The sequence below is a fragment of the Pseudoalteromonas rhizosphaerae genome, assembly GCF_902498845.1.
Lineage (GTDB): Bacteria > Pseudomonadota > Gammaproteobacteria > Enterobacterales > Alteromonadaceae > Pseudoalteromonas > Pseudoalteromonas rhizosphaerae.
This window is the reverse complement of the sequence record NZ_CABVLM010000010.1, coordinates 80790-104524: the sequence shown is the minus strand read 5'-3', so window position 1 is coordinate 104524 and position 23735 is coordinate 80790. Positions and strand designations below refer to the sequence as shown.

Here is a 23735-nt window from a genome sequence, read left to right as displayed (position 1 = left end):
AAGGGCCGTCTGGCCCTTTTTTTGCTTTTAGTGTGATGTGAGTGCGATGGGGTAGTTATCATACTCTTTGATATTATTCATTACTGTCATTAAAGTTTGATGCGTACTGTTTTCGTCTGCGGCTATTTGTACTGTGGCGATATTATACTTCGCAGCAAACATCGCAAGGTTAGTTGCAACTTGGTTTAAGTCAATTAATCGCCCCGCAAAATACACCGCATTGCTTTGGTCAATACTAAAATGAGCACTTTTAGTTTGTTTATCAATACTGGGTTTATCTACAGGCCGTTGCAGCTCTATTGCCACAGGTTTTACAAATGAAGTTGTAACAATAAAAAATATTAAAAGTATAAATACAATATCAAGCATCGGCGTCATATCAACGTCAGCGTTTTGTGGGTTTACATGTTGTTTATTTCTCATAATGGAACCTTGTTATTTTTGATAAAATGCTGCGGCGCCACAGCGGGATAGTAGGTACCTATTAATAAGCCTAGACGATTAAAATCATGCTGTGGTTAAATAAATATGCTATTTTTATTAATTATTTGCATTTTTTTGTTATAAAAATCATTTAACTATAATTATGAGCATAAAAAAGCCCAGCGCGTGGCTGGGCTTTCATTTAAGCATTGTGGTTAATGCTTCTGCATACGGCTCATCTCCGTATGACAGCTTTGCATGGTCAGTAATACTTTAGCGAGGGCGGCTTCACAATCGTGCGGTTGTGGTTTTTTCATGGCAGCTTTAATTTCTTCAAGTGTTTTATCTTCCACTTCTTCAAGCTCCTTGACATAAATTTGGTCGTTGTTGGCACTAAATTTTGTGATCAGTGCGGTATATGCTCGGCGAGCTTCAACAGCAAAAGACGAACCATCTTCTCGTTCACCTTGCTGATTAATAGCGTAAGGCTGTAGGTTTTCAACGCTGACTTTACGTGCGTCTATCATACGCTGAAATAGCGCACCAATGGCTGGATCTTGTACTTTTTCCTGCGCCTTTTCATAAAAGTCGATGCCGCTGTTCATTACTTGGATAATGTCAGTGATATGATTTACTTCGTTTCCTTGCTGGGCATTCATAATATTGACCTCTTTAAGTTAAATGAATATTAAAGTTCAAGTAACTTAAAGCAATTGCCATTCCATTTTTAAATTATTTTAACATCATGATTATTAATACTTTTAAATTGATGTTTGCTTACTTGAAAATACCAGTAAGCAAATTTTACAGGACTTTTGTAAGAGCGTTACTTTAATTCATCTGCAACTTCGGCTATTTTTTGGCGTAACCAAATATGACTGGCATCTCTGTGAAGTAATGGGCTCCAAATCATATCTAACTCAAATGGTGGTATAGGGAAGGGAGGCTCCAGAATTTGCAAACCGGGATCATCTAAATAAATATTAGCGGCTTTTGAAGGGAGTGTCGCAATCAGGTTCTTCTCTTTCGCTAGATGTATAGCAACGTGGTAATTACGGGTGAATGTGGCAATATTTCGGTGTTTACCAAAGTGGGCGAGCGCTTCATCAACCCAGCCAAGTTTTTGTACGTCTTTGGGATCCATACCAACCCCGACACCAAAACCTGTTTTACTTACCCAAATATGCCGCGCTTTTAAATAACTATCGAGGCTAAAGTTTTCAATGATCGGGTTGTCAGCTTTTACTAAACAACAAAAGCTATCTTTCCAAATACGCTTGTGATGAAACGACTGCGGTAGGTTTTCGAAACGATTTATTGCCATATCAACTTTACCGTTTTCTACATCATGAAAAGTAACATCACTTGGAGTGAGAATATCGAGTGTGGTATCCGGCGCTTCATCGTGTAATTTACTCAGTAGCTTAGGTGCTAAGGTGCTGGCAGCATAGTCACTGGCCATAATCCTAAATACCCGTTTGCTATGGCTGGCTTCAAATTCACGGTTTGGTGCAAGCGTTTCTTCTAATGTCATTAAGATGCCGCGGATCACCGGCTGCAATTCAATAGCTCGTTCCGTGGGCACCATACCATCACTAGTGCGTACTAAGATCGGATCGTTAAACAGGTTACGTAAACGTTTTAAACCATTACTCATGGCCGGCTGTGTAATGCTCAGCTGGTTTGCGGCGCGAGTAACATTACATTCGCGTAATAAGGTGTCGAGATAAACGAGTAAGTTTAAATCTATTTTACTGATATTCATTGTGTGTCCTTTCGTCTACCATTGATGGATAAAACGCTGCGCTGCTGGATAAGGGTAGATATGGCTAACGACCCCTGCTTTTATATTTCGTTGCGCTTGCTGCCAAAATGCGACGTCTAATAGTTCTGGATGTGTTTGGCTGAAAACCGCTTTGTATTGCGGGTTCGGCATTACAAAAGTGCATAACTGCTCTGGAAATACATCTTGTGGTGCCACAGAGTAACTTTGCTCATTGGTTAAGTAGTCATCATAACTTTTGGCTTTAGGCAGTGCCCTAAAGTTCATGTCTGTTAAATATTGCACTTCATCATAATCATAAAAAATAATGCGTTTGTGTTTACTGACACCAAAGTTTTTAAGCAACATATCGCCTGGGAAAATATTAACGGCGATCATTTCCTTGAGTGCTTGGCCATATTCTGCAATGGCAACAGCGGCATCTTCAGTATTAGCTTTTTCTAAATATAAATTCAGTGGCGTCATGCGTCGCTCAATATACATATGTTTGATGATCAGTAAGTCGCCTTCGATGATCATTGATGAACCAATAGTGTGTTTAAGCTGTGCAAGCAATGTAGCGTTAAAACGCGCAACAGGGAATACGACGTTAGAATACTCTATGGTATCTGCCATACGACCAACCCGATCATGGCTTTTAACTAATTGGTAGCGTTTGAGAACGGTATCGCGGCCAAATGGTTTACTTTCACCAAATTTGTCTTTAATTATTTTAAATACATAATCAAATGAAGGTAGGGTAAATACCATCATCACCATACCCGGTGTGCCAGGGGCAATCACAAAATCATCACTGGAGCGCTGTAAATGGGTTAAAAACTCGCGATAGAACTCGGTTTTACCTTGTTTATGAAAGCCAATGGCATTGTAAAGCTCTGCTAAGGTTTTGTTGGGCATTAGTTGATTTAAAAACCGAACTAATGCGGAAGGAGCGTGGGTTTCAACCATAAAATAAGCGCGAGCAAAGCCAAAAATAACCCGCATTTGCGATGAGTTAGTCAGTAAAGCATCGAGATACAGACCTTGCTCTTGATGATGTAACACCGCAATAATAAATGGCTGCACACTACTTTGTGATACTACACGGCCGACAATATAGGCTGCTTTGTTGCGATAAAACGACGTTTGTAATATGTCAAAGCGCATTTGCCACGCACGGTGATGGGTGTCAGGTGCTTGTTTATAAAACGCTTTTACTAAAAGTCGTATATCGCGCTCTAAATTAACAAAATCGGCTTTAAAATCAAATTGATTAATTATTTTACGGATAGTGGGCTTTAAGCCGTCTACAACAGGAAAGTAGCTGCGGTATTCTGCTTCTACAGGAAGCGCAGGAGCATCTGCTAAGGTGGCTTTTACAAAAATAAAATCATTATTAAAATAACGTCGATGAAATAAGCGGCAAAACACAGAGTTATAAAATGTTTCGGCTAATTCTGCTTGTGGATGAAACGTTAAAAAGTGCTGGTAGATTTGTTTTGTTTGCAGCCAGAGTGATTCATCCAGTTGATTAGCTAATTGCTGATTTTGTAGTTGTTGGGTGGTTTCGTTAACCCGATCATCGTAATAAGTGATCCGCAAGCGACTAATGTCGTGCATTTTTGTCCAGTTTTTATTTGCAAATGCCAGAGGTGCTTGTGCGGTGATCTGCTGAAATAATTTATAATGCTTTTTAAAGCCATTTAAAATTAGCTCGGCAATGTTTTGTGGTTGCATGAACGGGTACTCCAAAATGACCTGTAGAGTATATGCTCTACACATGTTAAGAGTATGCTATATATTGGTAAAACCCAATAGTTTATTCATAACGTTTCAGTTTTTTTTCGAGTGCGGAGAGCTGTTTGTTGGTCGTTTTGGTGTTTTTGGCAAACGTTTTATTGATCACTTTTAGCTGCTTTTTTATCTCTTTACTCAGCTTTTTTTTATCATCATCACTCATTAAACGATTTAGCCGTTGCAGTTGCTCGTATTCAGCGCGATCACGGTCACGACTCAAAATGGCGAGTTTATATTTAACGCTGCGTATCTCAGCGTTGAGATTACGAATAATTTGTTCACGCTCAAGGGAATTAAGCGCTTTGACATGATTTACAGTAGCCGGAGTGACGTTGGGGGACACTGCTATTTTATGTTGCGTTGCCTGCCCGCCACAGGGAAATTGGCTAAATGTAGTGCCTCTGTCGGTTACGCACTTGTAATATTGATCTGCGGAAGCCGCCTGATCAGCAACAAATAGCAAACTAATAAAAATAACGAAAAGAGTACACAGTTTCATTACGCTAGCCTTCCCTAGTTAGGGCATAATCATATATGAAAACTATAACCTAACTTGGGTAAATTGCCAGTAGCAGTTATTCGGTAAAGGTTTTTAGCTTTTTAATGCTTTGTGCTAAAAACGGAATATCTAAACCTTGCTCTATTGAAAAGCCTTGTGCAGCAGAGATATTTTTATAATTACCATCAGAATCAATTAATGTAATACGGTCTTTCTTATAGGCAATAAATACGCCTTGCGAATAATTAACGCCCATATCGCCTTTTTTGTTATACAAATTAACGCCTAGCATGCTTTGCTTTGCGATATCAGCACAATTTAAATATTGGCCAACGCTTGTGGCAATTAAATCGCTTGGTTGGATCAAGCCTTCTGTACGGGTTACTTTTCTATCCGTGCTGTATAAAGATGAAGCACTCACAATACCGTGATCAACATCGGCTAAACTAAATGCAAATACTTGATTGACTCCCTCACGAAGCGCAGTGTTTTCATCGGCGTTAATGATACGAATTGCTGCATCACCCGCTGTTGTACTATTGATATAGTTAAAATCATCAAAGCCACTGACACTAATACTACGGCGATTACTTTGCCACACCGGCAATGTTTGCTCTGTCATTAAGGCAGGCTTGTAGTATGCAGGTAAACCGTAAATCAAGCTAAATAGTACATCTTGATGATGAACGGGTTGTAAAAGCTGCTCGGTTTTATTTAAAATTTTGTGCTGTTTAGCAAAATTAGTTAACGCAGGCGCAGAGCTAAACACTAAAATATCGACTGTCGCAGCAGTAAATTCTTCACAGCGAGCAATTGGTGTTGGAGCCGTGTAATCTACATTTTGTGTATTAACCTTTACGTTATGCGCTTGCTCGTAGCTTTCAATATCAAGTAAATCATTTTTTGCCAATAAACTTTTTGCTGTCGTTGGGTAGGACAAGGGTAAGACATTATCTTGCTTAGTAATATCAAACTTCAAATTTGCATCAGCCCAAATATGAATACTGTGACTCATCGCAAAACACACTAATAACAATGAGCTGGCGTAACGAGCAAATTTATATTGTTTTAAGCGGGCTAAATGGTGCCATGTATAGTTACTTGCTAATAATTGAAATGCAAAAATAAGCATCACAATTCCTCCAGCGAGCAGGGTTGTCAGCGCTGGAGAGCTGGTTAAACGATGCCATAATAAGGTAATAATCTCAGGTAATGCAGAGCTACTTAAATGGTAGCCTAAATTAAAATACACATAGGCATCAAGCGTCAGTAGTGATGCACCACAGGTGGCAAGTATTGCTGCCATACCGCGGATATGACGTGGGTAAGGAAATATTAAACTTAGCGGAAATACCGTCAGCACAAAGGCAATAAAGGTAATAAAACTAGTGTGGCTAAGCCATGTCACTAGCATATAAAGCATACCCATAAAGCTGGTGGGAGGAGAGTCAGCAAATAAGTAACTTAAACTTATAAGCAACACTAAGCCGATATTGGCAAAAGTAAACAAATGCCCCCAACTTAATAATTGACTCGCTTTAGACGAAAACTGATTGTGCTGCGATAAATTCATAAAGTCTATTTAACCGATTGCGCAAGTGCTTTGGCAAAATTGTCTGCAACCGCTTGTCTTTTCCCTGTTGGTACATGCTCTTTTAAGATATGCGTGATAGAATTTCCTAAACACATAAGACTTAAATCAACCGGCGCATTGTGCTTAGTTAACACATCAATGAGCTGATCGACGATTTGTTCTACTTCATCATTAGAATATTTTGATAAGATTGGCATCAGTTGGTTCAATAAAAGAGTTATATTCTCACATTTTAACACCAGAGGCGTGAAAAACAAAGATGGCAATAGATGTTAAAAAGTTAGTCGTTCATTATGTAGACAAAAAAGACGACGATACGCAAATTCATTTGCGCAATGACGAAATGGCAGTGAATGATAAAGTCGCTGTATTCATCGAGCAACTTCATCACGCATACAACGGCAAACCAGGTAAAGGGTACTGTGCTTTTAGTGGTGATAAAAACTCTGTAGTTGCATCAGCCATGCAAAGTTATCGCAATAGCGAGCTTGGCTTTTGGCACATGACAGAGCAAGCTTCAGCTGTACTTAAAGAGGAACTTGATAAGTACGCGTTTAACGAAACTGGCTATTTAGTATTTTGTCATTATCAATACGTAGCAACCGATTATATGCTGATTGCAATGATCAACATCAAAGAGCATTACTCTATTACCTCTGAGCTTGATTTAGCCTCGTCACGCCATTTAGATATTTCCCGCATGCAACTAGCTGCACGCATCGATTTAACTGCGTGGGACACCCAAGCAGAAGACAATCGTTATATCTCATTTATTAAAGGCCGAGCAGGGCGCAAAGTCGCCGACTTCTTCTTAGACTTTTTAGGTTGCGAAGAAGGCATCGATCCTAAACAGCAGAGCCAAGTAATGCTCAATGCAGTTGAAGATTATTTATCAGAGCAACAATTTGATAAATCTGAAAAAGACGATCTGCGTAAACAAGTATTTGATTACTGTAATGACTGCGTTACTACTGGTGAAGATGCTAACGTCAGCGAGTTATCAGCAACGCTTACCAAAGGTGACGACAACCCATTTGAAAGCTTTTGCAAAGAGCAAAGCTATGATTTAGAAGAGTCATTCCCGGTCGATAAAAAAACCGTTACCAGTATGGTTAAATTCTCTGGCCTTGGCGGCGGTGTTAGCATCAGCTTTGAGCGCAAACACTTAGGCGAACGGGTAATGTACAACGAGGCCACTGATACGTTAGTTATTAAAGGCATACCGCCGAACCTTAAAGACCAATTGCAACGGTTTATGGAAAGTGAAGACTAGCGCTTTAAGCCATAAGCCATAAGCGGTAAGTTTTAAGCAGATTTGAATTAGTTGAAAGCGTGGTGTTTACACCGCGCTTTCTTGTTTTTGCTGTGTGCCGAAGCATAGCTACAGTCGATACTAAATTAATTAAGCTGTCTGAAAAAACCACCGCTAATAAGATTATTACTCTAGCTTTTAATACAAAAAATAATTTAACCAAAATAGTAACTAGGCTGTGTTTGGTTTACAAATGAAAATAAATCAAATCGAGTCATTTTTTAGACTTGTAGATAAGCCGACATAGCTGTGATGATTTAAGGACTGATATGAGCCATAAAAAGGAAGGTAAATCAGCAAATAAAACCTTAGGTGTATATATGGCAATAGGGTGTGGAGTTGGCTCTGCTATCGGTGTGGTTATTGGTGTTATATTTAACATATTACATTTTAGTTTAGCTATTGGCATTGCTGTTGGCGCTGGCATTGGTCTTTCAGTTGGCACCGCAATACAAGAAAAGAAAAAATAACAAACATCCCTAATAATATGAGCCTTCGACTTGCCATCGTTTTAGATAATCAATTAGTTACTGTATAATTTAACGAGTCTAGGTGTTTATGAGCAAAGCTAAATTGTTTTTACACTTTTCATATTTTTTGCTCATGATTTTTGTGCACAAAAGCACTTGGCCAAAATCAAAGTTCAAGTATTTGAATGCTAACGTTGGGTGTTGAATTTAAATATGAAAATTATACTGCTTCCTGGCCTTGACGGGACTGGCCGCCTGTTTGCTAAATTGACAAAAAACTTGCCTGAAAATATAAATACTGAAGTGATCTCATATGAATCACTTGAAGGCGTAACTTATGCTAAACAAGCGGCAGAAATAGCAAAGCGTTTTAAAGATACTGATATTTATATTGTCGCGGAGTCTTATTCTGGGCCGGTGGCTTATGAGCTTTATAAGCTACTTGGCAGTCGTGTGAAAGGCATCGTATTTTTGGCCAGCTTTATCTCAGCGCCTTCTTTGTTATCTAAGTTGGCAGGCTTTTTACCCGTTAGCTTACTGTCAGCAAATTATTTAAGTAAAAAGCTACTTTATCTGTTTGGTTTTAGTTTAACGGGTGGCCAAACGTTGGTTTATCCCGTATTTGCTTCGCTGCAAACAGCGAATAAACGTAAACTCAAATTAAGATTAGGCAACATAGCTGGCCTTTCAAAACAACAGTGCGAGTTAGATTGCCCAGTGACTTATATTCGCCCTAGTAGAGATTTACTGGTAAGCGCGAGTGCGGTGAAGTACTTAGCGTCAATGTGTTCCAGCTTCAGCCAAGTTGAGATTGAAGGCGGACATTTTATAGCGCAATCAAACCCTGTAGCATGTGCTAAGGTTATTTGTGATACATTCAACGTAGCATCGGCGTTGATAAAATTGAACTTAAAGGAAGATTATAATGGACAGTACATCTCATAAAACAAAAGGCCATTGTCGTTGTGGACAGGTAAAGTTTGAAGTTAGCGCAAAGCCAATGATCACCATGGCTTGTCATTGCACTGGTTGTCAGAAAATGACGTCTAGCGCATTTAGCTTAAGCTCATTATTCCAACGAGCTGCCTTTTTTATTACATCTGGAACGCCTGTTATTGGCGGGCTGCATGACAGCAGTACGCAGCACTTTTTTTGTGGACATTGTATGAGCTGGTTATTTACCCACCTAGAAGGTTTGGATGATTTTGTAAATGTTCGCTCAACAATGCTAGATGATTCTCGCACCTACAAGCCATTCATTGAAACTTACACGGATGAAAAACTTGAGTGGGCGAGTACGGGGGCAGAGCACAGTTTTTGTAAGTTTCCACCGCAGGAAAAGTTTCCTGAATTGCTGCATGAGTATATGCTAAAACAAGGATAAATATAGCATTACCCTTCATGCGCTTTTTATAAATAACAAGTGCAATGTGCTGTTTTTTTTCATCACTATTTATCTAATATCTCTGCTTAGGCTAGTTTGCTTTAGCTAGAGCCTAGTAAATCGTTCTCTTTAACCTTATAACTGCTATTAAAAAAGCCGCGTTAATTTTCATTAACGCGGCTTTTTAGTGTGCTTTTAAGCTAAACCAAAAGTGTTAGTCAACACTCATGGTTTTAGTCATTGCAGCATTCGCGCGACCAGCTGGTTTGATAGAACCGGCACGTAAGCCGCTATCTGGAATAGCGTCACGTTTGTCGTGTGCCATCGCTTTTGGCGTATGGGCGACTTCGCTATCTGCAACAGCAGTAGGTTGTGCCATTGGCGCACTTGCTTTACCTGAAGTGATCACTGTTTTAGTGTGTGCTACAGGTTTTGCAGTAGGCTTAGTCTCTGCCATTGGTGCTTCCTCAACAACTACTTCTGAAGCAGGTTCAGCAGCAACTGGTGCTTGTTCAACCACTTCTTCAGTTGCTTCAGCAGCAACCGGCGCTTGTTCAACCACTTCTTCAGTAGGTTCTGCAGCAACAGGCGCTTGTTCAACCACTTCTTCAGTTGCTTCAGCAGCAACAGGCGCTTGTTCAACGACTTCTTCAGTTGCTTCAGCAGCAACAGGCGCTTGTTCAACGACTTCTTCAGTTGCTTCAGCAGCAACAGGCGCTTGTTCAACCACTTCTTCAGTTGCTTCAGCAGCAACTGGTGCTTGTTCAACCACTTCTTCAGTAGGTTCTGCAGCAACTGGTGCTTGTTCAACCACTTCTTCAGTTGCTTCAGCAGCAACAGGCGTTTGTTCAACCACTTCTTCAGTTGCTTCAGCAGCAACAGGCGCTTGTTCAACCACTTTTTCAGTTGCTTCAGCAACAACAGGTGCTTGTTCAACCGCTTCTGGAGTCGGTTCAGCAGCAACAGGTGCTTGTTCAACCACTTCTGGAGCTGATTCAGCAACGGCAGGTTTTTCTTCAACTACTTCTGCAGCTTGCTTATTTTGCTTGGCTTTTAACTCAGCTTCATATTCAGCAGCGGCTTGATCTGCAACTGGAATAAATGCTGGTGGTTGTGTACCTTGCGTTGGCGTAGCTTCTTCACCCTCAGGACGACGACGGCGTTGCCCAGCAGCACGTAAATGACGTGGAGAACGGCGTGAACGCGTACGCGTTTGGCCTTGCTCTTCATCAGTCGATGTTACTGTCTCTTGCTCGTTTGGTGCCCTCTGTTCAGCTTTTTGCTCAGGCGCTTCAACAGCCGTTGTTTCAACAGCAGAAGCCTCAACCGGTGCTTTAACTTCTTCAGTTTGAGTTACAACTGGCTTAGCCGGCTTGTCATCAACAACAGGCGTAGCTTGTTGCTCTGCGTCATTGTTGGTTGTAGCCGATTGTGCATTTTCATCTTGCAGGCGAACTTTTTTACGTAAGTTACGGCGCTGACGACGAACCTTAGGTTTTTGCTCCGTTGCTTCAACAACGACATCTTGGCTTGGTGCAACGTCTTTTACGTCAGCTTTTGCTTCGGTTTTTTCTGCTACTACTTTGCTGTCATCGTTACGGTTATCGTTACGCTTACGTGAGTTAGGATTGCGACGACGTTTGTTACGGTTATCGTTTCTTTCCTGTTGCTCGTTGTTTTGCGTGTTTCCAACTGCTGGCGTTTCTTCAGCTACGCTCTCTGTACGCTCGCTTTGCGGTTTAGTGCGTGAATTATTGTTACGACGACGTTGGTTATTACGACGACGTGTATCACCGTCATTGTTACGACGTGGATTATTACGAGATTCACTCGCTGTTTTTTGCTGCTGTTGCTCTTTACTTTCTGTTTGCTCAGCAGGCGTTGCAAATAAAGCCTTAAACCAATTGCTGATGGTAGTAAATAAACTTACCTGCGGCTGGGCTGCAACACTTTGTGGTGCCGCTGCTGGGGCTGCTTGAGCCTGAGCTTGTGGTGCTGGTGTTGATGGCATAACTACGCCTTTTAACACCGGCTCTTCACGTACCGCGACCGTTGGTGTTTTTGATGTTTCATACACTTCTTGTTCAGGTAATGTGATTTGCTCGTAGCTTGCTGCTTCAATTGTTTCATCTTTACGCAAACGCATTACTTCATAATGTGGTGTATCCATATGTTGATTTGGAATGATCACCACATCACAGTTATGACGTTTTTCGATGCGATGCACGCTACGGCGTTGCTCATTTAACAGATATGAGGCAACCGCTACAGGTACTTGGGCATTAACTTGTGAGGTATTGTCTTTAATCGCTTCTTCTTCGATTAAACGTAGGATTGACAATGCAATCGACTCGTTTGAACGAATAGTACCTTGACCACTACAACGTGGGCATGGGCCTTGGCTCGCTTCACCTAATGAAGGGCGTAGGCGCTGACGCGACATTTCAAGTAAGCCAAAACGCGAAATTTTACCAATTTGTACACGGGCACGATCTGGACGAACAGCATCTTTTAAGCGATTTTCTACTTCACGTTGATGGCGCGGTGGTGTCATATCAATGAAGTCGATAACGATTAAGCCACCTAAGTCACGTAAACGTAATTGGCGAGCAATTTCGTCTGCAGCTTCTAAGTTGGTATTAAGCGCAGTTTCTTCGATATCGCCGCCTTTAGTGGCTTTAGATGAGTTGATATCGATAGAAGTAAGTGCTTCAGTTGGGTCAATAACAATTGAACCACCAGAAGGTAAGCGTACTTCACGTTGAAACGCAGACTCAATTTGGCTTTCGATTTGATAATGAGTAAAAAGAGGCACTTCACCTTGATAAAGTTTTACACGGCTCATGAAGTCAGGGCGAAAACGCTCAATGTGCGCTTTAGCTTCTTCAAATACACGGGCTTTATCAATTAGGATCTCACCGATGTCACGGCGTAAATAATCGCGAATCGCACGGAAAATCACGTTGCTTTCTTGGTGAATTAAGAACGGTGCTTTACCGCCATCAGAGGCTTGCTGAATCGCATCCCAATGAACAAGCAGCGCTTTTAAATCGTAGTTTAGTTCTTCAAACGATTTACCAACACCGGCAGTACGCACGATTAAACCCATGCCTTTAGGCAGTTCTAAACGGCTTAAAGCTTCTTTAAGTTCAGTGCGTTCATCACCTTCGATGCGACGAGAAATACCGCCAGCACGAGGGTTATTAGGCATTAAGACTAAGTAGCTACCTGCAACACTAATAAAAGTGGTGAGGGCTGCGCCTTTTTGGCCGCGTTCTTCTTTGTCTACTTGGACAATAACTTCTTGACCTTCTTTGATCACGTCACGAATATTCGGACGACCATGGAAAGTATAACCTTGTGGGAAGTAAGTACGGGCTATTTCTTTTAAAGGAAGGAATCCGTGACGATCAGCGCCGTAATCAACAAAGGCGGCTTCTAATGACGGTTCTATACGAGTGATTTTGCCTTTATAAATATTGGCTTTTTTTTGTTCGTGACCTGGGCTTTCGATATCTAAATCATACAGGCGCTGGCCATCAACCAGTGCTACGCGCATTTCTTCTTGCTGCGTCGCATTGATTAGCATACGTTTCATATTGTTACTCTACTGTGTTATGTCTCTGACATGACGAAACTTTTCGCCTGTTCAGTTGCTCCCATCGCTTCTTTTTGTACAATCTCACGACTGGGTCTGTGGGGGAGCTTGGTACTGTATCCGTACTCTAAGTATCTTTATGGTGCTGGCTGACAATAACGTGTTGTCACGTTATTAAATTCTATTATGGTGCCAAAACTATCGGCTGTTTTTTACAGTGACGTATTCGAGTTCTGTCCAGAGTCGACCATTAATTAAATTAACTTGTACGGTTACAACACATCTGCTGAACGGCGTATTGTACGCCGTCACGATCAGACAAATTATCTGTTCAAATTGCTTTTTTCATCAACATTAAATAACACTTCATGCTCAAACTTAACTGGCGATATATTACACGCATCGGAGTTAATTGAAGGCACGTGTAAACTGGGTATGTATAAAAGCTTTGGAAAACTTATCTCGGATCTGTATGATCAATTACCCAGAATGTGCATCACGAATGTTTTAATGTGTTAAAAAGCACCGTTGTTATTTGCAAATATATATTTGCGACGGTGATTATCCCATTATTATAACTGTGTTAGCAACTAAAATTATTTTACTTAAATCAGTGATTAGGCAATGTCAGAAAAAACCGGCTTACAAGTATCTTTCGTCACGATTACCGAAGACCATTTAGGTCAACGGATTGATAACTTTCTTATTACTCATTTAAAAGGGGTGCCTAAAAGCGCTGTGTATCGAATTCTTCGCAAAGGGGAAGTGCGGGTTAATAAAAAACGCATCAAACCTGTGTATAAATTACAACTCGATGACATCGTTCGTATTCCACCAATACAAATAGCTGAACGTGAAGAGTTTGTGCCTAAAAACCTTGATGTAGTGACCAAACTTGAAGAGGCTATTTTATTTGAAGATAAATACCTTATCGTCATTAACAAACCATCAGGCATGGCTGTGCATGGCGGCAGTGGGCTCAGTTATGGTTTAATTGAAGCATTGCGCGTATTGCGCCCAGATGAGCGCAGTTTAGAGCTTGTACATCGTTTAGACCGTGATACATCAGGCTGTTTGTTAATCTCGAAACGTCGTTCAGTGTTGACCAGCTTGCATGAACAGTTACGTGAAAAAACCATGGAAAAGAATTACTGGGCATTGGTTGATGGGCAATGGGATTCTAAAACTAAAAATGTCACCGAAGGGCTGCGTAAAAACACCCTACAATCAGGTGAACGAGTAGTACGTGTGGATAACGTTGAAGGTAAACCTTCACATACTCGTTTTAAAGTACTGGAACGCTTTGCTGAATGTTCGTTAGTGCAGGCATCACCAGTAACCGGTCGTACTCACCAAATTCGTGTGCATACACAATGTAAAGGTCATGCAATTGCTTGTGATGATAAATATGGCAACCAAGCATTTGATGCGGCGATGCGTAAAGTGGGATTAGGGCGATTATTTTTACATGCGCACGATTTGAGTTTTTATCATCCAAAAAATGAAACTACTATGCGAGTAGAAGCGCCGCTTGATAAAGCGCTGGCTAATTGTATTAAAACGTTACGTGCCGCAAAACCGTGAAACCCTATAAATTAGTTATATTTGATTGGGATGGCACGGTGATGGATTCAGTTGCTAAAATAGTTAACTGTATGCATCAATCAGCGAGAGTCTGTGGTGTAGTTTGCCCCACTGACGAGGCGGTTAAAAATATCATTGGTTTATCACTTGAGCAGGCCGTGACGGTGTTATTTCCTCAGCAGAGCCATTTACACGCTGATTTAATCGCCGGTTATAAGCATCAGTATAAACATCTTGATAACACGCCTACGCCTTTATTTGCTGATGTAGAACAGACTTTAGCGGCATTAAAAAACCGTGGCGTATTGTTAGCTGTTGCTACCGGCAAAAGCCGAGTCGGCCTTGAACGCTTGCTGGATGAAACACAGTTACGGGATTACTTTGTAGCGACCCGCACCAGTGATGATGCATTGTCAAAACCAGCTCCTGATATGTTGTTGCAACTGCTGGATGAACTTAATATTAGCCATGATGATGCGCTGATGATTGGCGACACTAAAATAGATATGGCGATGGCAAAAGCGGCCAATATTGACCGTTTAGGTGTAACTATGGGGGTGCATAACGCCCAGCAGCTAAACGAGTTTACACCGATTGCGACAGTTGATTCGTATCAGCAACTAGCTGCGCGTTTAGTTTAAGTCGTAGCGAATAAATAGTTAGTCTTGATTACTTAACACATCCAGATCAAACTCAGTCAATAATTGGCTGAGTTTGATAAGTGGTAAACCAATCAAGCTATTAGGGTCATCACCGCTAAGCTTTTCAAATAAACAAATACCTAAGCCTTCGCTTTTAAAGCTGCCGGCACAATTGTAGGGTTGCTCTGCGTCGCAGTAAGCAGTTATTTGTGCTTGTGTCAGTGTTCTAAATGTAACATTAAAGGGTTCAACTAGGGTTTTTGTTTTATTGCTTTGAATATCATAAACACATAAGCCCGTTAGAAATGTGACTGTATTACCGCTAAATAAACTCAGTTGTTTAATGGCATTTTCTTTGTTGTGTGGTTTGCCTAAGATTTGTTGCTCAAATACGGCAACTTGATCAGAGCCAATTACTAAGCCTTGTTTAAAAAGTGTAGTGGCTGCGCGTGCTTTGAGTTCACTTAAGCGTTTTACAAGTTCAACTGGGGCTTCATCGGGTAGTGCTGATTCGTCAATATCAGGTGAAAAACTGTCGAACGGCAGATTAAATTTTTGCAATAAAGACTGACGAAAGGGTGAACTTGAGGCTAAAATAAGCGGGTGCTGCATGGATTGTTTTCCTAATGAAAATTAGATTGAGTTAGGATAAATCAGATCCGTTGGCAAAACAAAGAAATGAATCGCGAAAAACCAGCTAAAATTGGTTTTTTACTTTGACTAACCAAGTAACTATCTATATGATGCAGCCCCTATGCAAAAGGTGAAAATTCCCATCACTCTTCATCCAGGCAAGGCAGCGCAACACCGTTTAAAGTATGACGGCATTGTACCGCTTGAAAAACTTACCCGTTTACGGGAAGTTGTGCAGGAAGAAGTAGGTGAAATAGCGGTAAAAATTCATTGCAAAAACGATGATCAAGGTTTCGCTGTGATTAGAGGCAATTTGTCCACACATGTTACTGTCACTTGTCAACGTTGTAATGGTGATTTAGGGTTGGATTTGGTTCAAGACTTTGTTTATTCACCAGTCGGTGAGGATACAGAGTTAGAGATTTTTCCAGAAGACTACGATGAAGTAGCGCTTGATGAAAATGGTGAAGTTAACGTTTTTGATTTAATCGAAGACGAACTAATTTTAGCCGTGCCATTAGTTGCTACCCACAACGAAGCTTCATGCAGTTATTCAGCAAAGCCTGCCAGCTTTGGTGTTTTAAAAGCGGAAGATGATAAACCAAATCCATTTGATATTTTGAAACAACTTAAGAAAGATTCTTAGGAGAAGACTATGGCTGTACAAAAAAGCAAAAAGTCTCGTGCAAGACGCGGCATGCGCCGTTCACACGATGCGATCAGTGGTCCAACTTTAACTGTAGACCAAACATCTGGTGAGACTCATCGTCGTCACCATGTGACTGCAGATGGTTACTACAAAGGCGTTCAAGTAATTTCTAAATAAGAGATTGCTTTTATGCTGACCAATCTAACAATTGCGTTAGATATGATGGGGGGCGATTATGGCCCCCGTTCATCTATCCCCGCAGCCGTTAACGCGGTAAATGCAAATGCCAACCTAAGATTGATCTTATGTGGCAACGAACAAGTAATATCTAAAGAACTCGAGTCTCTCGATTCTCTATCTCATCCTCGTTTAATAATTCGTCATTGTAGTCAAGTAGTCACCAATAGCTGTGAACCGTCTTCTGCTGTGCGATCTAAAAAAGATTCCTCAATGCGCGTTGCCCTTGATTTAGTTAAATCAGGTGAGGCACAAGCGTGCGTTAGTGCCGGAAATACCGGTGCATTATTATTTATGGCTCACTATGTGCTGAAAATGTTGCCAGGCGTAAAACGTCCTGCATTGATCTCGGCTGTGCCAACTGAGCGAAAAAATCCGGTTTACTTACTTGATTTAGGTGCGAACGTGCATTGTGATGCACAAACCTTATATCAATTTGGCATTATGGGTTCGGTTGTCGCAGGGCAAGCACTGGGCTGTGATAGTCCAAAAGTGAGTTTATTAAATATTGGCTCCGAAGACATTAAGGGCCATGAAGATATCAAACAAGCTGCACAACTGATGCAACAATGTAGCTACCTTAATTATACTGGTTACAGCGAAGGTAGTGATATTTTTACTGGTAAATCAGATGTGATCGTCTGTGAAGGTTTTGTGGGCAATGTGGCTTTGAAAACCTGTGAAGGGATTGCCAAGCTGATTATGTTTAAGCTTACCAAAGCACTGCAAAAGCACTTTTTCTATAAATGTTTAGCATTTATGTTACAGCCAGTAATAAAAAAACTCTATAAACGGGTGAACCCCGACCAGTATAACGGCGCTTCTCTGGTAGGATTGCGCGGTATTGTCGTAAAAAGCCATGGAAATGCCTCAGCTAAAGCATTTCATGCTGCTATCGACGAAGCTGCTAGAGAGGTGGAACGTCAACTTCCTGAAAAAATTGCAGCTATCTTCGAGCAAACACATTCAACTAAAAAAGTCGCAACTGACGATTAATTACTATGTCAGGTGTGTACTTAAACATTTATTTATTTGTTTAATTAAAAGAGCAAAGTATGGCACAAAAAATTGCACTTGTTTTTCCGGGTCAAGGCTCACAATCTGTGGGTATGTTAAGTGAACTATTAGAGCAATCTGATATTGTTAAAGCGACGTTCGCGCAAGCATCAGCGGCACTTGGTTATGATTTGGCTGCATTAGTACTTAATGGTCCAGAACAAGAATTAAATCAAACCCATCGTACGCAACCGGCATTATTAACAGCATCGGTGGCAATTTACCGCCAATGGCTTGCTGCAAATCCAGATGCAGACGTAACGATGGCAGGTCACAGTTTAGGTGAATACTCAGCGCTGGTATGTGCTGATGTGTTGAGCTTAGGCGAAGCTGTAAAATTGGTTGAAAACCGTGGTTTATATATGCAAGAAGCTGTGCCAGCAGGCGTGGGTTCAATGGCTGCGATCATTGGTTTAGGTGATGACGAAATTAAAGCCGCGTGCTTGGCATCAGCACAAGGTGAAGTGGTTGCACCAGTAAACTATAACTCACCGGGTCAAGTTGTGATTGCAGGTCATAAAGCCGCAGTAGACAGAGCATCAGAAGCGTGTAAAGAAGCCGGTGCAAAACGTGCATTGCCTTTATCGGTAAGCGTACCTTCACATTGTGAACTAATGAAACCAGCGGCAGAAAAATTAGCAAAAGATTTAGCTGCTTTAACATTTAATACACCTAAGTGTGATGTAATTAATAATGTTGATGTAACAGCTGCAAGTTCAGCGGACGCTATTAAAGATGCATTAGTGCGTCAACTATACAGTCCAGTACGATGGACAGAAACAGTACAAGCATTGGTAGCGCAGGGCATTACCCAAAGCTACGAGTTTGGCCCTGGGAAGGTGTTAACGGGTCTTGCTAAACGCATTGATAAAGCAATGGTATGTGGTTCGGTGAATAGCCAAACTGCCATTGACGAAGCAAAATAAGAGTAGGAAAAAATGGCAAATTTATTTTCGTTAGAGGGCAAAGTTGTCCTAATTACAGGCGCTAGTCGCGGTATTGGTAAAGCAATCGCCACTACATTGGTAGCACAAGGTGCTAAAGTTGCCGGTACTGCAACCAGCGAGTCTGGTGCTGCAAATATCAGCGAATACTTAGGCGAGAATGGTAAAGGTTATGCGTTAAACGTAACTGATCCTGCGTCGATCGAGGCGACACTTGCTGCGATAAAAGCAGATTTAGGCGATATCGACGTATTAGTAAATAATGCTGGTATTACCCGCGATAACTTACTTATGCGTATGAAAGATGCAGAGTGGGACGATATCATTGATACTAACTTGAGCTCAGTTTTTCGTTTATCTAAAGCAGTGTTACGCCCGATGATGAAAAAGAAAAACGGTCGAATTATCAATATAGGTTCAGTTGTTGGTACAATGGGTAATGCAGGGCAAGCTAACTACGCAGCAGCTAAAGCGGGTGTAATTGGTTTTTCTAAGTCGTTAGCGCGTGAAGTTGCTTCTCGTGGTATTACAGTCAACGTAGTTGCTCCTGGTTTTATTCAAACAGATATGACCGACAGCTTAACTGACGAGCAAAAAGCAGCTACGCTTGCTAATGTTCCTGCTGGGCGTTTAGGCCAACCGGATGAAATTGCTGCCGCAGTATGTTACTTAGCATCTGATGCAGCAGCGTATGTTTCAGGCGAAACTTTGCACGTAAATGGTGCGATGTACATGGTGTAAGGAACTTTGTTCCTATTTTGTTTTGAGGCGGCTTGTCGAAAAATGTTGAATTTTTTGTTAACTTGCTTTAAACATACTTGAATTCGTGCTGAAAATAAGCGATAAAAGACACAAATAACCGTCAAGAGGTTTGACCAGATAAAAAATTATCAGCAAATCCTTGAATCACAGAATTATGCGCCGTAAACTACGCCGCAATCTGAAAATAACGCATTGGCGTTTTTAATAAAGGAAAGAAGAATGAGCGACATCCAAGAACGCGTAAAGAAAATCATCATTGAGCAACTAGGTGTTAAAGAAGAAGAAGTAAAGCATGAAGCTTCTTTCGTTGATGACTTAGGCGCAGATTCACTTGATACTGTTGAATTAGTAATGGCTCTTGAAGAAGAGTTCGATACTGAGATCCCAGATGAAGAAGCTGAAAAGATCACTACAGTACAAGCTGCAATCGATTACGTAACGGCTCACGCTGAGTAATCAATCGCATATTAAGGGCAGCGTTCGCTGCCCTTAATCTATCTATACCCTGTATTTCCACGCATTTGGGTATTAATACCCACCAGAAAAATAATAATTCCCTTATTGGAGGCAAACCGTGGCTAAACGTCGAGTCGTCGTAACTGGCTTAGGAATGTTGACGCCGCTAGGTAATGATGTTGAATCAACCTGGCAAGGCTTGTTAAATGGCAAAAGTGGTATCCAAACTATCACTCATTTTGATACATCTAGTTTTGGCACCAAGTTCGCTGGTTTGCTGAATGATTTTGATGCGTCAGCCTATATGCCGGCAAAAGATGCTAAAAAAATGGATTTGTTCATCCAGTATGGCATTGCAGCAGGTGTACAAGCACTACAAGATTCTGGCCTTGAGATCACAGAGCAAAACGCAGCCCGCGTTGGTGTTGCTGTGGGTTCGGGCATTGGTGGTTTAACACTTATTGAAGAAAACCACATAAAGTTATTAAACAGTGGCCCACGTAAGCTTTCTCCTTTTTACGTGCCGTCGACCATTATCAATATGATCTCTGGTCATTTATCGATTATGCACGGTCTACGTGGTCCAAATATCTCTATCGTGACAGCCTGTACAACAGGTTTACACAACATTGGTCACGCTGCGCGCATGATTGCTTATGGCGATGCTGATGCGATGGTTGCCGGTGGTGCAGAGAAAGCCTCAACGCCAATTGGTATGGGGGGGTTTAACGCTGCACGTGCGTTATCAACCCGAAACGACGATCCGCAAGCTGCATCTCGTCCATGGGACAAAGACCGTGATGGCTTTGTACTTGCTGATGGTGCTGGTGTTATCGTACTTGAAGAATACGAGCATGCGAAAGCCCGAGGTGCAAAAATCTACTCTGAGTTGGTTGGTTTTGGTATGAGCGGCGACGCTTATCACATGACGTCGCCACCAGAAGATGGTGCCGGTGCAGCCTTGGCAATGGAAAATGCTTTAAACGATGCGCAAATCAATGCAGATCAAGTGGGTTATATTAATGCTCACGGTACATCGACTAACGCTGGCGATAAAGCAGAAACTTCTGCAGTTAAGTCAATTTTTGGTAATGCTGCCAAAGATGTGATGGTGAGTTCATCAAAATCTATGATGGGTCATTTACTCGGTGCAGCAGGCTCTGTTGAATCAATTATCACTATTTTGTCGTTACAAGATCAAAAAGTAACACCAACAATTAATCTTGATAACCCTGATGAAGGCTGTGATCTGGACTACGTTCCACACACGGCTCGTGATGCGAAACTTGATTACGCATTATGTAACTCATTTGGTTTTGGTGGTACTAATGGCTCGTTGGTATTTAAAAAGGTATAATCTTTTTTAACAACGAGACAAAATAAGAGCCCAGTTGTTACTGGGCTTTTTTATATGCAAAATATGCCAAAACAAAAAACTCACATAGCGCAAACAATAAAATTAGTCACGCCACAGCAAGGCGTTAGCATAAGTAGCAATGATCGCGGCTTTAATTATGGCGATGGCTTTTTTACAACGGCAAAAATAGTTGATGCTCAAGTAGAGCATTGGCCACTTCACAGTGCACGATTAGTTGAATGCGCGCAGCGACTTAGTTTTGGTGAGCTGGATTTATCGGCACTGCAGCAAGCAATCGCTGAGTATATTAAGACGGTTTCGCTGGGCGTATTAAAAATAGTGGTTACACGTGGTGAAGGAGGGCGTGGTTATGGCCTTCCTGAACAAAGCAATTTATTGATTGTACTGTCGCTATTACCGTTTCCTTCACACTACGCTCAATTAGCACAACAAGGTATTAAACTCGCTATTAGCCCTGTGCAACTTGCATCGCAACCATTGCTTGCTGGTTTGAAAACGTTAAATCGTTTAGAGCAAGTAATGATCAAACGCGCCATGCAAGGGCAAGATTGTGATGATGTACTGGTGTGTGATTATCACAATAATGTGATTGAAACCTCTGCGGCAAATATTTTTGCTATTAAAAATGGTCGAGTTTTTAGTCCAAGTTTGCAAAACTGTGGCATTCAAGGGGTTTATCTGCAATCACTGTGTGATAAGTTAACCATTGAATTTACTGATATTAAGCTAGAACAATTGCTGCAAATGGAGGCAGTATTTAGTTGTAATAGCTTAATGGGAATTGTGCCTGTTACAGCGATTGATGGTATGCAATTTGAGTTAGCAAATAGTTTAGTATTATTGCATGGTTTATTTACCAAGGAGTCCGCGTGTTAAGAGTGATTATATCGATTGTGTTGCTAGCATTATTGGTAACTGGAGTTGGTTATCAACAGTTGCAAGCTACTATTAACAGTAGTTTAAAAGCGCCAGCGAATACGTTGTTTGAAGTTAAAAAAGGCACGGGGTTTAATCAACTCTGCCAACAGTGGCAAGCAAAAAAATGGTTAGATGGGTGCTTACGTTATCAGATACTCGCGAAACTCGATCCGACACTGACGGATTTAAAAGCTGGTTTATATCAACTTAATAACGCCACGGTGCTTGATAACATTCGGCAAATCAATCAAGGTAAACAAGTAAGCTTTAGTTTTACAATTATTGAAGGTCAGTCACTTCGTGACGTGTTAGCGGCAATAAGTAAAGCCCAGTATCTTCGTCAAGATTTAAGTCTTGGTGAGTTATCTCAGCAAATAGTCGGCTCTGAGCAGCATTTAGAAGGGTGGTTATTTCCTGATACCTATTATTATCATGCTAATGATACGACAAGCTCAGTGCTCAAACGAGCGCATAAAATAATGCAAAATGTACTTGATGAGGCTTGGCAAAACAGGGCTGCTGATTTACCGTTTAAAACGGCCTACGAAGCATTGATTATGGCCTCAATTATTGAAAAAGAAACAGGCCTTGCCAGCGAACGGCCATTAATAGCCTCTGTATTTACTAATAGACTAAATACAAAAATGCGCTTGCAAACTGATCCAACCGTGATTTATGGCATTGGTGCTGACTTTGATGGTGATATAAAACGTAAAGATTTAACTAATCATACTCCGTATAATACATATAAAATTAATGGCTTACCGCCTACGCCGATTGCTATGCCGTCAAAAGCGGCAATACTTGCAGCAGTCAATCCACCTGAGTCTGAGTACCTTTATTTTGTTGCCAAAGGCGATGGTAGCCATCAATTTTCTAAAACCTTAAAAGAACATAACAAAGCAGTACAAGATTACTTACGTTATCAAAAACAGTTAAGCAAATCAGAGTAAAGAATATAAAACGAGAAAGCCGATTAATGCTTTTTCAAACTAAAAAGAGAGATCATGACAGCAGCAAAATTTATTGTGATTGAAGGCTTAGAAGGGGCCGGTAAATCGACAGCTATAGCAATTTGCCAACAGTTTTTAGAGCAGCACAAAGTTGATTTTATTAATGTACGCGAGCCCGGCGGCACACCCATCGCTGAAGCACTGCGCACTATTGTAAAAGATAACCATGTCGAACAGATTGCCAGCGAAACAGAATTACTGCTGATGTATGCAGCCCGTTCGCAACTGCTACATAATGTTATTCGTCCAGCACTTGCTAAAGGACAATGGGTATTAGGCGATCGTCACGATCTATCATCGCAGGCTTACCAAGGCGGCGGACGTGAAATTGCCGCTACTACGTTAGATTCTCTCGCCAATATTGTATTAAAAGGTTTAAAACCAGATCTGACCATTTATTTGGACATTGAACCTGCGGTGGGCCTTGCCCGTGCGAAAGGACGCGGTGAACTGGATCGTATAGAACAACAAGCATTGAGTTTTTTTGAACGTACCCGCGCACGCTATTTAGAACTCGCAAATAGTGATGACACTATTAAAACAGTCAATGCAGGTCAAAGTATGCAATTAGTACATCAAGATATTATTACCGTGCTTGAACAATTTATGAAAAGTAACAATTAAC

General features: G+C 41.2%; 25 protein-coding genes. 16 read left to right on the top strand and 9 right to left on the bottom strand.

The window, feature by feature from the left end; all coding sequences use genetic code 11:
* Positions 1-27: 27 nt before the first annotated feature.
* The 7 genes from PSR9079_RS15850 to PSR9079_RS15820 form a co-directional block, all read right to left on the bottom strand.
* Positions 28-423: an ExbD/TolR family protein gene (locus tag PSR9079_RS15850; protein WP_145233557.1), complete on the bottom strand. Its 396-nt coding sequence runs from the start codon at positions 421-423 to the stop codon at positions 28-30.
* 215 nt (positions 424-638) lie between these two features.
* Entirely contained in the window at positions 639-1082 is a 444-nt protein-coding gene (locus PSR9079_RS15845; RefSeq protein WP_145233559.1) for a ferritin-like domain-containing protein, read from the bottom strand.
* Positions 1083-1249: 167 nt separating this feature from the next.
* Positions 1250-2188: a LysR family transcriptional regulator gene (locus PSR9079_RS15840; protein ID WP_149982375.1), complete on the bottom strand. Its 939-nt coding sequence runs from the start codon at positions 2186-2188 to the stop codon at positions 1250-1252.
* Positions 2189-2203: 15 nt separating this feature from the next.
* Complete coding sequence (gene aceK, locus PSR9079_RS15835; RefSeq protein WP_149982374.1) at positions 2204-3922, bottom strand: bifunctional isocitrate dehydrogenase kinase/phosphatase; 1719 nt, start codon at positions 3920-3922, stop codon at positions 2204-2206.
* An 82-nt stretch (positions 3923-4004) separates the two neighbouring features.
* Entirely contained in the window at positions 4005-4481 is a 477-nt protein-coding gene (locus PSR9079_RS15830; protein WP_149982373.1) for a DUF4124 domain-containing protein, read from the bottom strand.
* Between the two features lie 76 nt (positions 4482-4557).
* Entirely contained in the window at positions 4558-6054 is a 1497-nt protein-coding gene (locus tag PSR9079_RS15825) for a DUF3413 domain-containing protein (protein WP_149982372.1), read from the bottom strand.
* Positions 6055-6059: 5 nt separating this feature from the next.
* Entirely contained in the window at positions 6060-6272 is a 213-nt protein-coding gene (locus PSR9079_RS15820; RefSeq protein ID WP_016707302.1) for a YejL family protein, read from the bottom strand.
* A gap of 62 nt (positions 6273-6334) precedes the next feature.
* Here PSR9079_RS15820 and yejK point away from each other — a divergent pair, with 62 nt between their 5' ends.
* From yejK to PSR9079_RS15800, 4 genes are all read left to right on the top strand, one after another.
* Complete coding sequence (gene yejK / locus PSR9079_RS15815) at positions 6335-7348, top strand: nucleoid-associated protein YejK (RefSeq protein ID WP_149982371.1); 1014 nt, start codon at positions 6335-6337, stop codon at positions 7346-7348.
* A 308-nt stretch (positions 7349-7656) separates the two neighbouring features.
* Positions 7657-7857, top strand: coding sequence for a hypothetical protein (locus PSR9079_RS15810; protein WP_149982370.1), 201 nt, complete (start codon positions 7657-7659; stop codon positions 7855-7857).
* Between the two features lie 213 nt (positions 7858-8070).
* Positions 8071-8802, top strand: a complete 732-nt coding sequence (locus tag PSR9079_RS15805; RefSeq protein WP_179959205.1) for an alpha/beta fold hydrolase — start codon at positions 8071-8073, stop codon at positions 8800-8802.
* Entirely contained in the window at positions 8783-9241 is a 459-nt protein-coding gene (locus PSR9079_RS15800) for a GFA family protein (RefSeq protein ID WP_149982369.1), read from the top strand. The genes PSR9079_RS15805 and PSR9079_RS15800 overlap by 20 nt, the downstream gene beginning before the upstream one ends.
* 214 nt (positions 9242-9455) lie before the next feature.
* Here the strand turns inward: PSR9079_RS15800 and rne are convergent, their stop codons facing one another.
* Positions 9456-12839 carry a ribonuclease E gene (gene rne / locus PSR9079_RS15795; protein WP_149982368.1) on the bottom strand — a complete coding sequence of 1128 codons (3384 nt, stop codon included), beginning with the start codon at positions 12837-12839 and terminating at the stop codon, positions 9456-9458.
* A gap of 624 nt (positions 12840-13463) precedes the next feature.
* Here rne and rluC point away from each other — a divergent pair.
* Positions 13464-14423 carry a 23S rRNA pseudouridine(955/2504/2580) synthase RluC gene (rluC, locus tag PSR9079_RS15790; protein ID WP_145233581.1) on the top strand — a complete coding sequence of 320 codons (960 nt, stop codon included), beginning with the start codon at positions 13464-13466 and terminating at the stop codon, positions 14421-14423.
* Entirely contained in the window at positions 14420-15064 is a 645-nt protein-coding gene (locus PSR9079_RS15785; RefSeq protein ID WP_145233582.1) for an HAD-IA family hydrolase, read from the top strand. Before rluC ends, PSR9079_RS15785 begins: the two co-directional genes overlap by 4 nt.
* An 18-nt stretch (positions 15065-15082) precedes the next feature.
* Here the strand turns inward: PSR9079_RS15785 and PSR9079_RS15780 are convergent, their stop codons facing one another.
* Positions 15083-15676, bottom strand: coding sequence for a Maf family protein (locus PSR9079_RS15780; protein WP_149982367.1), 594 nt, complete (start codon positions 15674-15676; stop codon positions 15083-15085).
* 142 nt (positions 15677-15818) lie between these two features.
* Between PSR9079_RS15780 and yceD the strand changes: the two genes are divergently transcribed.
* The 10 genes from yceD to tmk all read left to right on the top strand — a co-directional run bounded on the left by yceD (position 15819) and on the right by tmk (position 23734).
* Positions 15819-16343, top strand: coding sequence for a 23S rRNA accumulation protein YceD (yceD, locus tag PSR9079_RS15775; RefSeq protein ID WP_145233584.1), 525 nt, complete (start codon positions 15819-15821; stop codon positions 16341-16343).
* Between the two features lie 9 nt (positions 16344-16352).
* The gene (rpmF, locus tag PSR9079_RS15770) at positions 16353-16523 is read left to right on the top strand and encodes a 50S ribosomal protein L32 (RefSeq protein ID WP_002962381.1); all 171 of its coding nucleotides are present in this window, start codon (positions 16353-16355) and stop codon (positions 16521-16523) included.
* 12 nt (positions 16524-16535) lie between these two features.
* On the top strand, positions 16536-17579 hold the full coding sequence (plsX, locus tag PSR9079_RS15765; RefSeq protein WP_145233585.1) for a phosphate acyltransferase PlsX: 1044 nt from the start codon (positions 16536-16538) through the stop codon (positions 17577-17579).
* Between the two features lie 59 nt (positions 17580-17638).
* Positions 17639-18565: an ACP S-malonyltransferase gene (gene fabD, locus PSR9079_RS15760; protein ID WP_145233586.1), complete on the top strand. Its 927-nt coding sequence runs from the start codon at positions 17639-17641 to the stop codon at positions 18563-18565.
* 12 nt (positions 18566-18577) lie between these two features.
* Complete coding sequence (gene fabG, locus PSR9079_RS15755; RefSeq protein ID WP_145233587.1) at positions 18578-19324, top strand: 3-oxoacyl-ACP reductase FabG; 747 nt, start codon at positions 18578-18580, stop codon at positions 19322-19324.
* A 240-nt stretch (positions 19325-19564) separates the two neighbouring features.
* Complete coding sequence (gene acpP / locus PSR9079_RS15750; protein ID WP_016707440.1) at positions 19565-19801, top strand: acyl carrier protein; 237 nt, start codon at positions 19565-19567, stop codon at positions 19799-19801.
* Positions 19802-19919: 118 nt separating this feature from the next.
* Positions 19920-21158, top strand: a complete 1239-nt coding sequence (fabF, locus tag PSR9079_RS15745; protein WP_149982366.1) for a beta-ketoacyl-ACP synthase II — start codon at positions 19920-19922, stop codon at positions 21156-21158.
* 63 nt (positions 21159-21221) lie between these two features.
* Positions 21222-22055 (top strand): aminodeoxychorismate lyase, encoded by an 834-nt coding sequence (gene pabC / locus PSR9079_RS15740; RefSeq protein ID WP_145234081.1) that lies wholly within the window; start codon positions 21222-21224, stop codon positions 22053-22055.
* Positions 22049-23050, top strand: a complete 1002-nt coding sequence (gene mltG, locus PSR9079_RS15735; RefSeq protein WP_149982365.1) for an endolytic transglycosylase MltG — start codon at positions 22049-22051, stop codon at positions 23048-23050. The genes pabC and mltG overlap by 7 nt, the downstream gene beginning before the upstream one ends.
* 54 nt (positions 23051-23104) lie before the next feature.
* Positions 23105-23734 carry a dTMP kinase gene (gene tmk / locus PSR9079_RS15730; RefSeq protein ID WP_149982364.1) on the top strand — a complete coding sequence of 210 codons (630 nt, stop codon included), beginning with the start codon at positions 23105-23107 and terminating at the stop codon, positions 23732-23734.
* The last annotated feature ends 1 nt before the right edge of the window (position 23735 follow it).

Excerpts from the sequence above, each read along its gene's own strand:
- PSR9079_RS15840 (WP_149982375.1), bottom strand. The coding sequence starts at position 2,188 with ATGAATATCAGTAAAATAGATTTAAACTTACTCGTTTATCTCGACACC.
- fabD (WP_145233586.1), top strand. The coding sequence starts at position 17,639 with ATGGCACAAAAAATTGCACTTGTTTTTCCGGGTCAAGGCTCACAATCT.
- PSR9079_RS15825 (WP_149982372.1), bottom strand. The coding sequence starts at position 6,054 with ATGAATTTATCGCAGCACAATCAGTTTTCGTCTAAAGCGAGTCAATTA.
- yceD (WP_145233584.1), top strand. The coding sequence starts at position 15,819 with ATGCAAAAGGTGAAAATTCCCATCACTCTTCATCCAGGCAAGGCAGCG.
- PSR9079_RS15800 (WP_149982369.1), top strand. The coding sequence starts at position 8,783 with ATGGACAGTACATCTCATAAAACAAAAGGCCATTGTCGTTGTGGACAG.
- rluC (WP_145233581.1), top strand. The coding sequence starts at position 13,464 with ATGTCAGAAAAAACCGGCTTACAAGTATCTTTCGTCACGATTACCGAA.
- acpP (WP_016707440.1), top strand. The coding sequence starts at position 19,565 with ATGAGCGACATCCAAGAACGCGTAAAGAAAATCATCATTGAGCAACTA.
- fabG (WP_145233587.1), top strand. The coding sequence starts at position 18,578 with ATGGCAAATTTATTTTCGTTAGAGGGCAAAGTTGTCCTAATTACAGGC.
- aceK (WP_149982374.1), bottom strand. The coding sequence starts at position 3,922 with ATGCAACCACAAAACATTGCCGAGCTAATTTTAAATGGCTTTAAAAAG.
- yejK (WP_149982371.1), top strand. The coding sequence starts at position 6,335 with ATGGCAATAGATGTTAAAAAGTTAGTCGTTCATTATGTAGACAAAAAA.
- PSR9079_RS15805 (WP_179959205.1), top strand. The coding sequence starts at position 8,071 with ATGAAAATTATACTGCTTCCTGGCCTTGACGGGACTGGCCGCCTGTTT.
- PSR9079_RS15850 (WP_145233557.1), bottom strand. The coding sequence starts at position 423 with ATGAGAAATAAACAACATGTAAACCCACAAAACGCTGACGTTGATATG.
- PSR9079_RS15780 (WP_149982367.1), bottom strand. The coding sequence starts at position 15,676 with ATGCAGCACCCGCTTATTTTAGCCTCAAGTTCACCCTTTCGTCAGTCT.
- pabC (WP_145234081.1), top strand. The coding sequence starts at position 21,222 with ATGCCAAAACAAAAAACTCACATAGCGCAAACAATAAAATTAGTCACG.
- tmk (WP_149982364.1), top strand. The coding sequence starts at position 23,105 with ATGACAGCAGCAAAATTTATTGTGATTGAAGGCTTAGAAGGGGCCGGT.
- PSR9079_RS15820 (WP_016707302.1), bottom strand. The coding sequence starts at position 6,272 with ATGCCAATCTTATCAAAATATTCTAATGATGAAGTAGAACAAATCGTC.
- plsX (WP_145233585.1), top strand. The coding sequence starts at position 16,536 with ATGCTGACCAATCTAACAATTGCGTTAGATATGATGGGGGGCGATTAT.
- rne (WP_149982368.1), bottom strand. The coding sequence starts at position 12,839 with ATGAAACGTATGCTAATCAATGCGACGCAGCAAGAAGAAATGCGCGTA.
- PSR9079_RS15845 (WP_145233559.1), bottom strand. The coding sequence starts at position 1,082 with ATGAATGCCCAGCAAGGAAACGAAGTAAATCATATCACTGACATTATC.
- PSR9079_RS15810 (WP_149982370.1), top strand. The coding sequence starts at position 7,657 with ATGAGCCATAAAAAGGAAGGTAAATCAGCAAATAAAACCTTAGGTGTA.
- rpmF (WP_002962381.1), top strand. The coding sequence starts at position 16,353 with ATGGCTGTACAAAAAAGCAAAAAGTCTCGTGCAAGACGCGGCATGCGC.
- PSR9079_RS15830 (WP_149982373.1), bottom strand. The coding sequence starts at position 4,481 with ATGAAACTGTGTACTCTTTTCGTTATTTTTATTAGTTTGCTATTTGTT.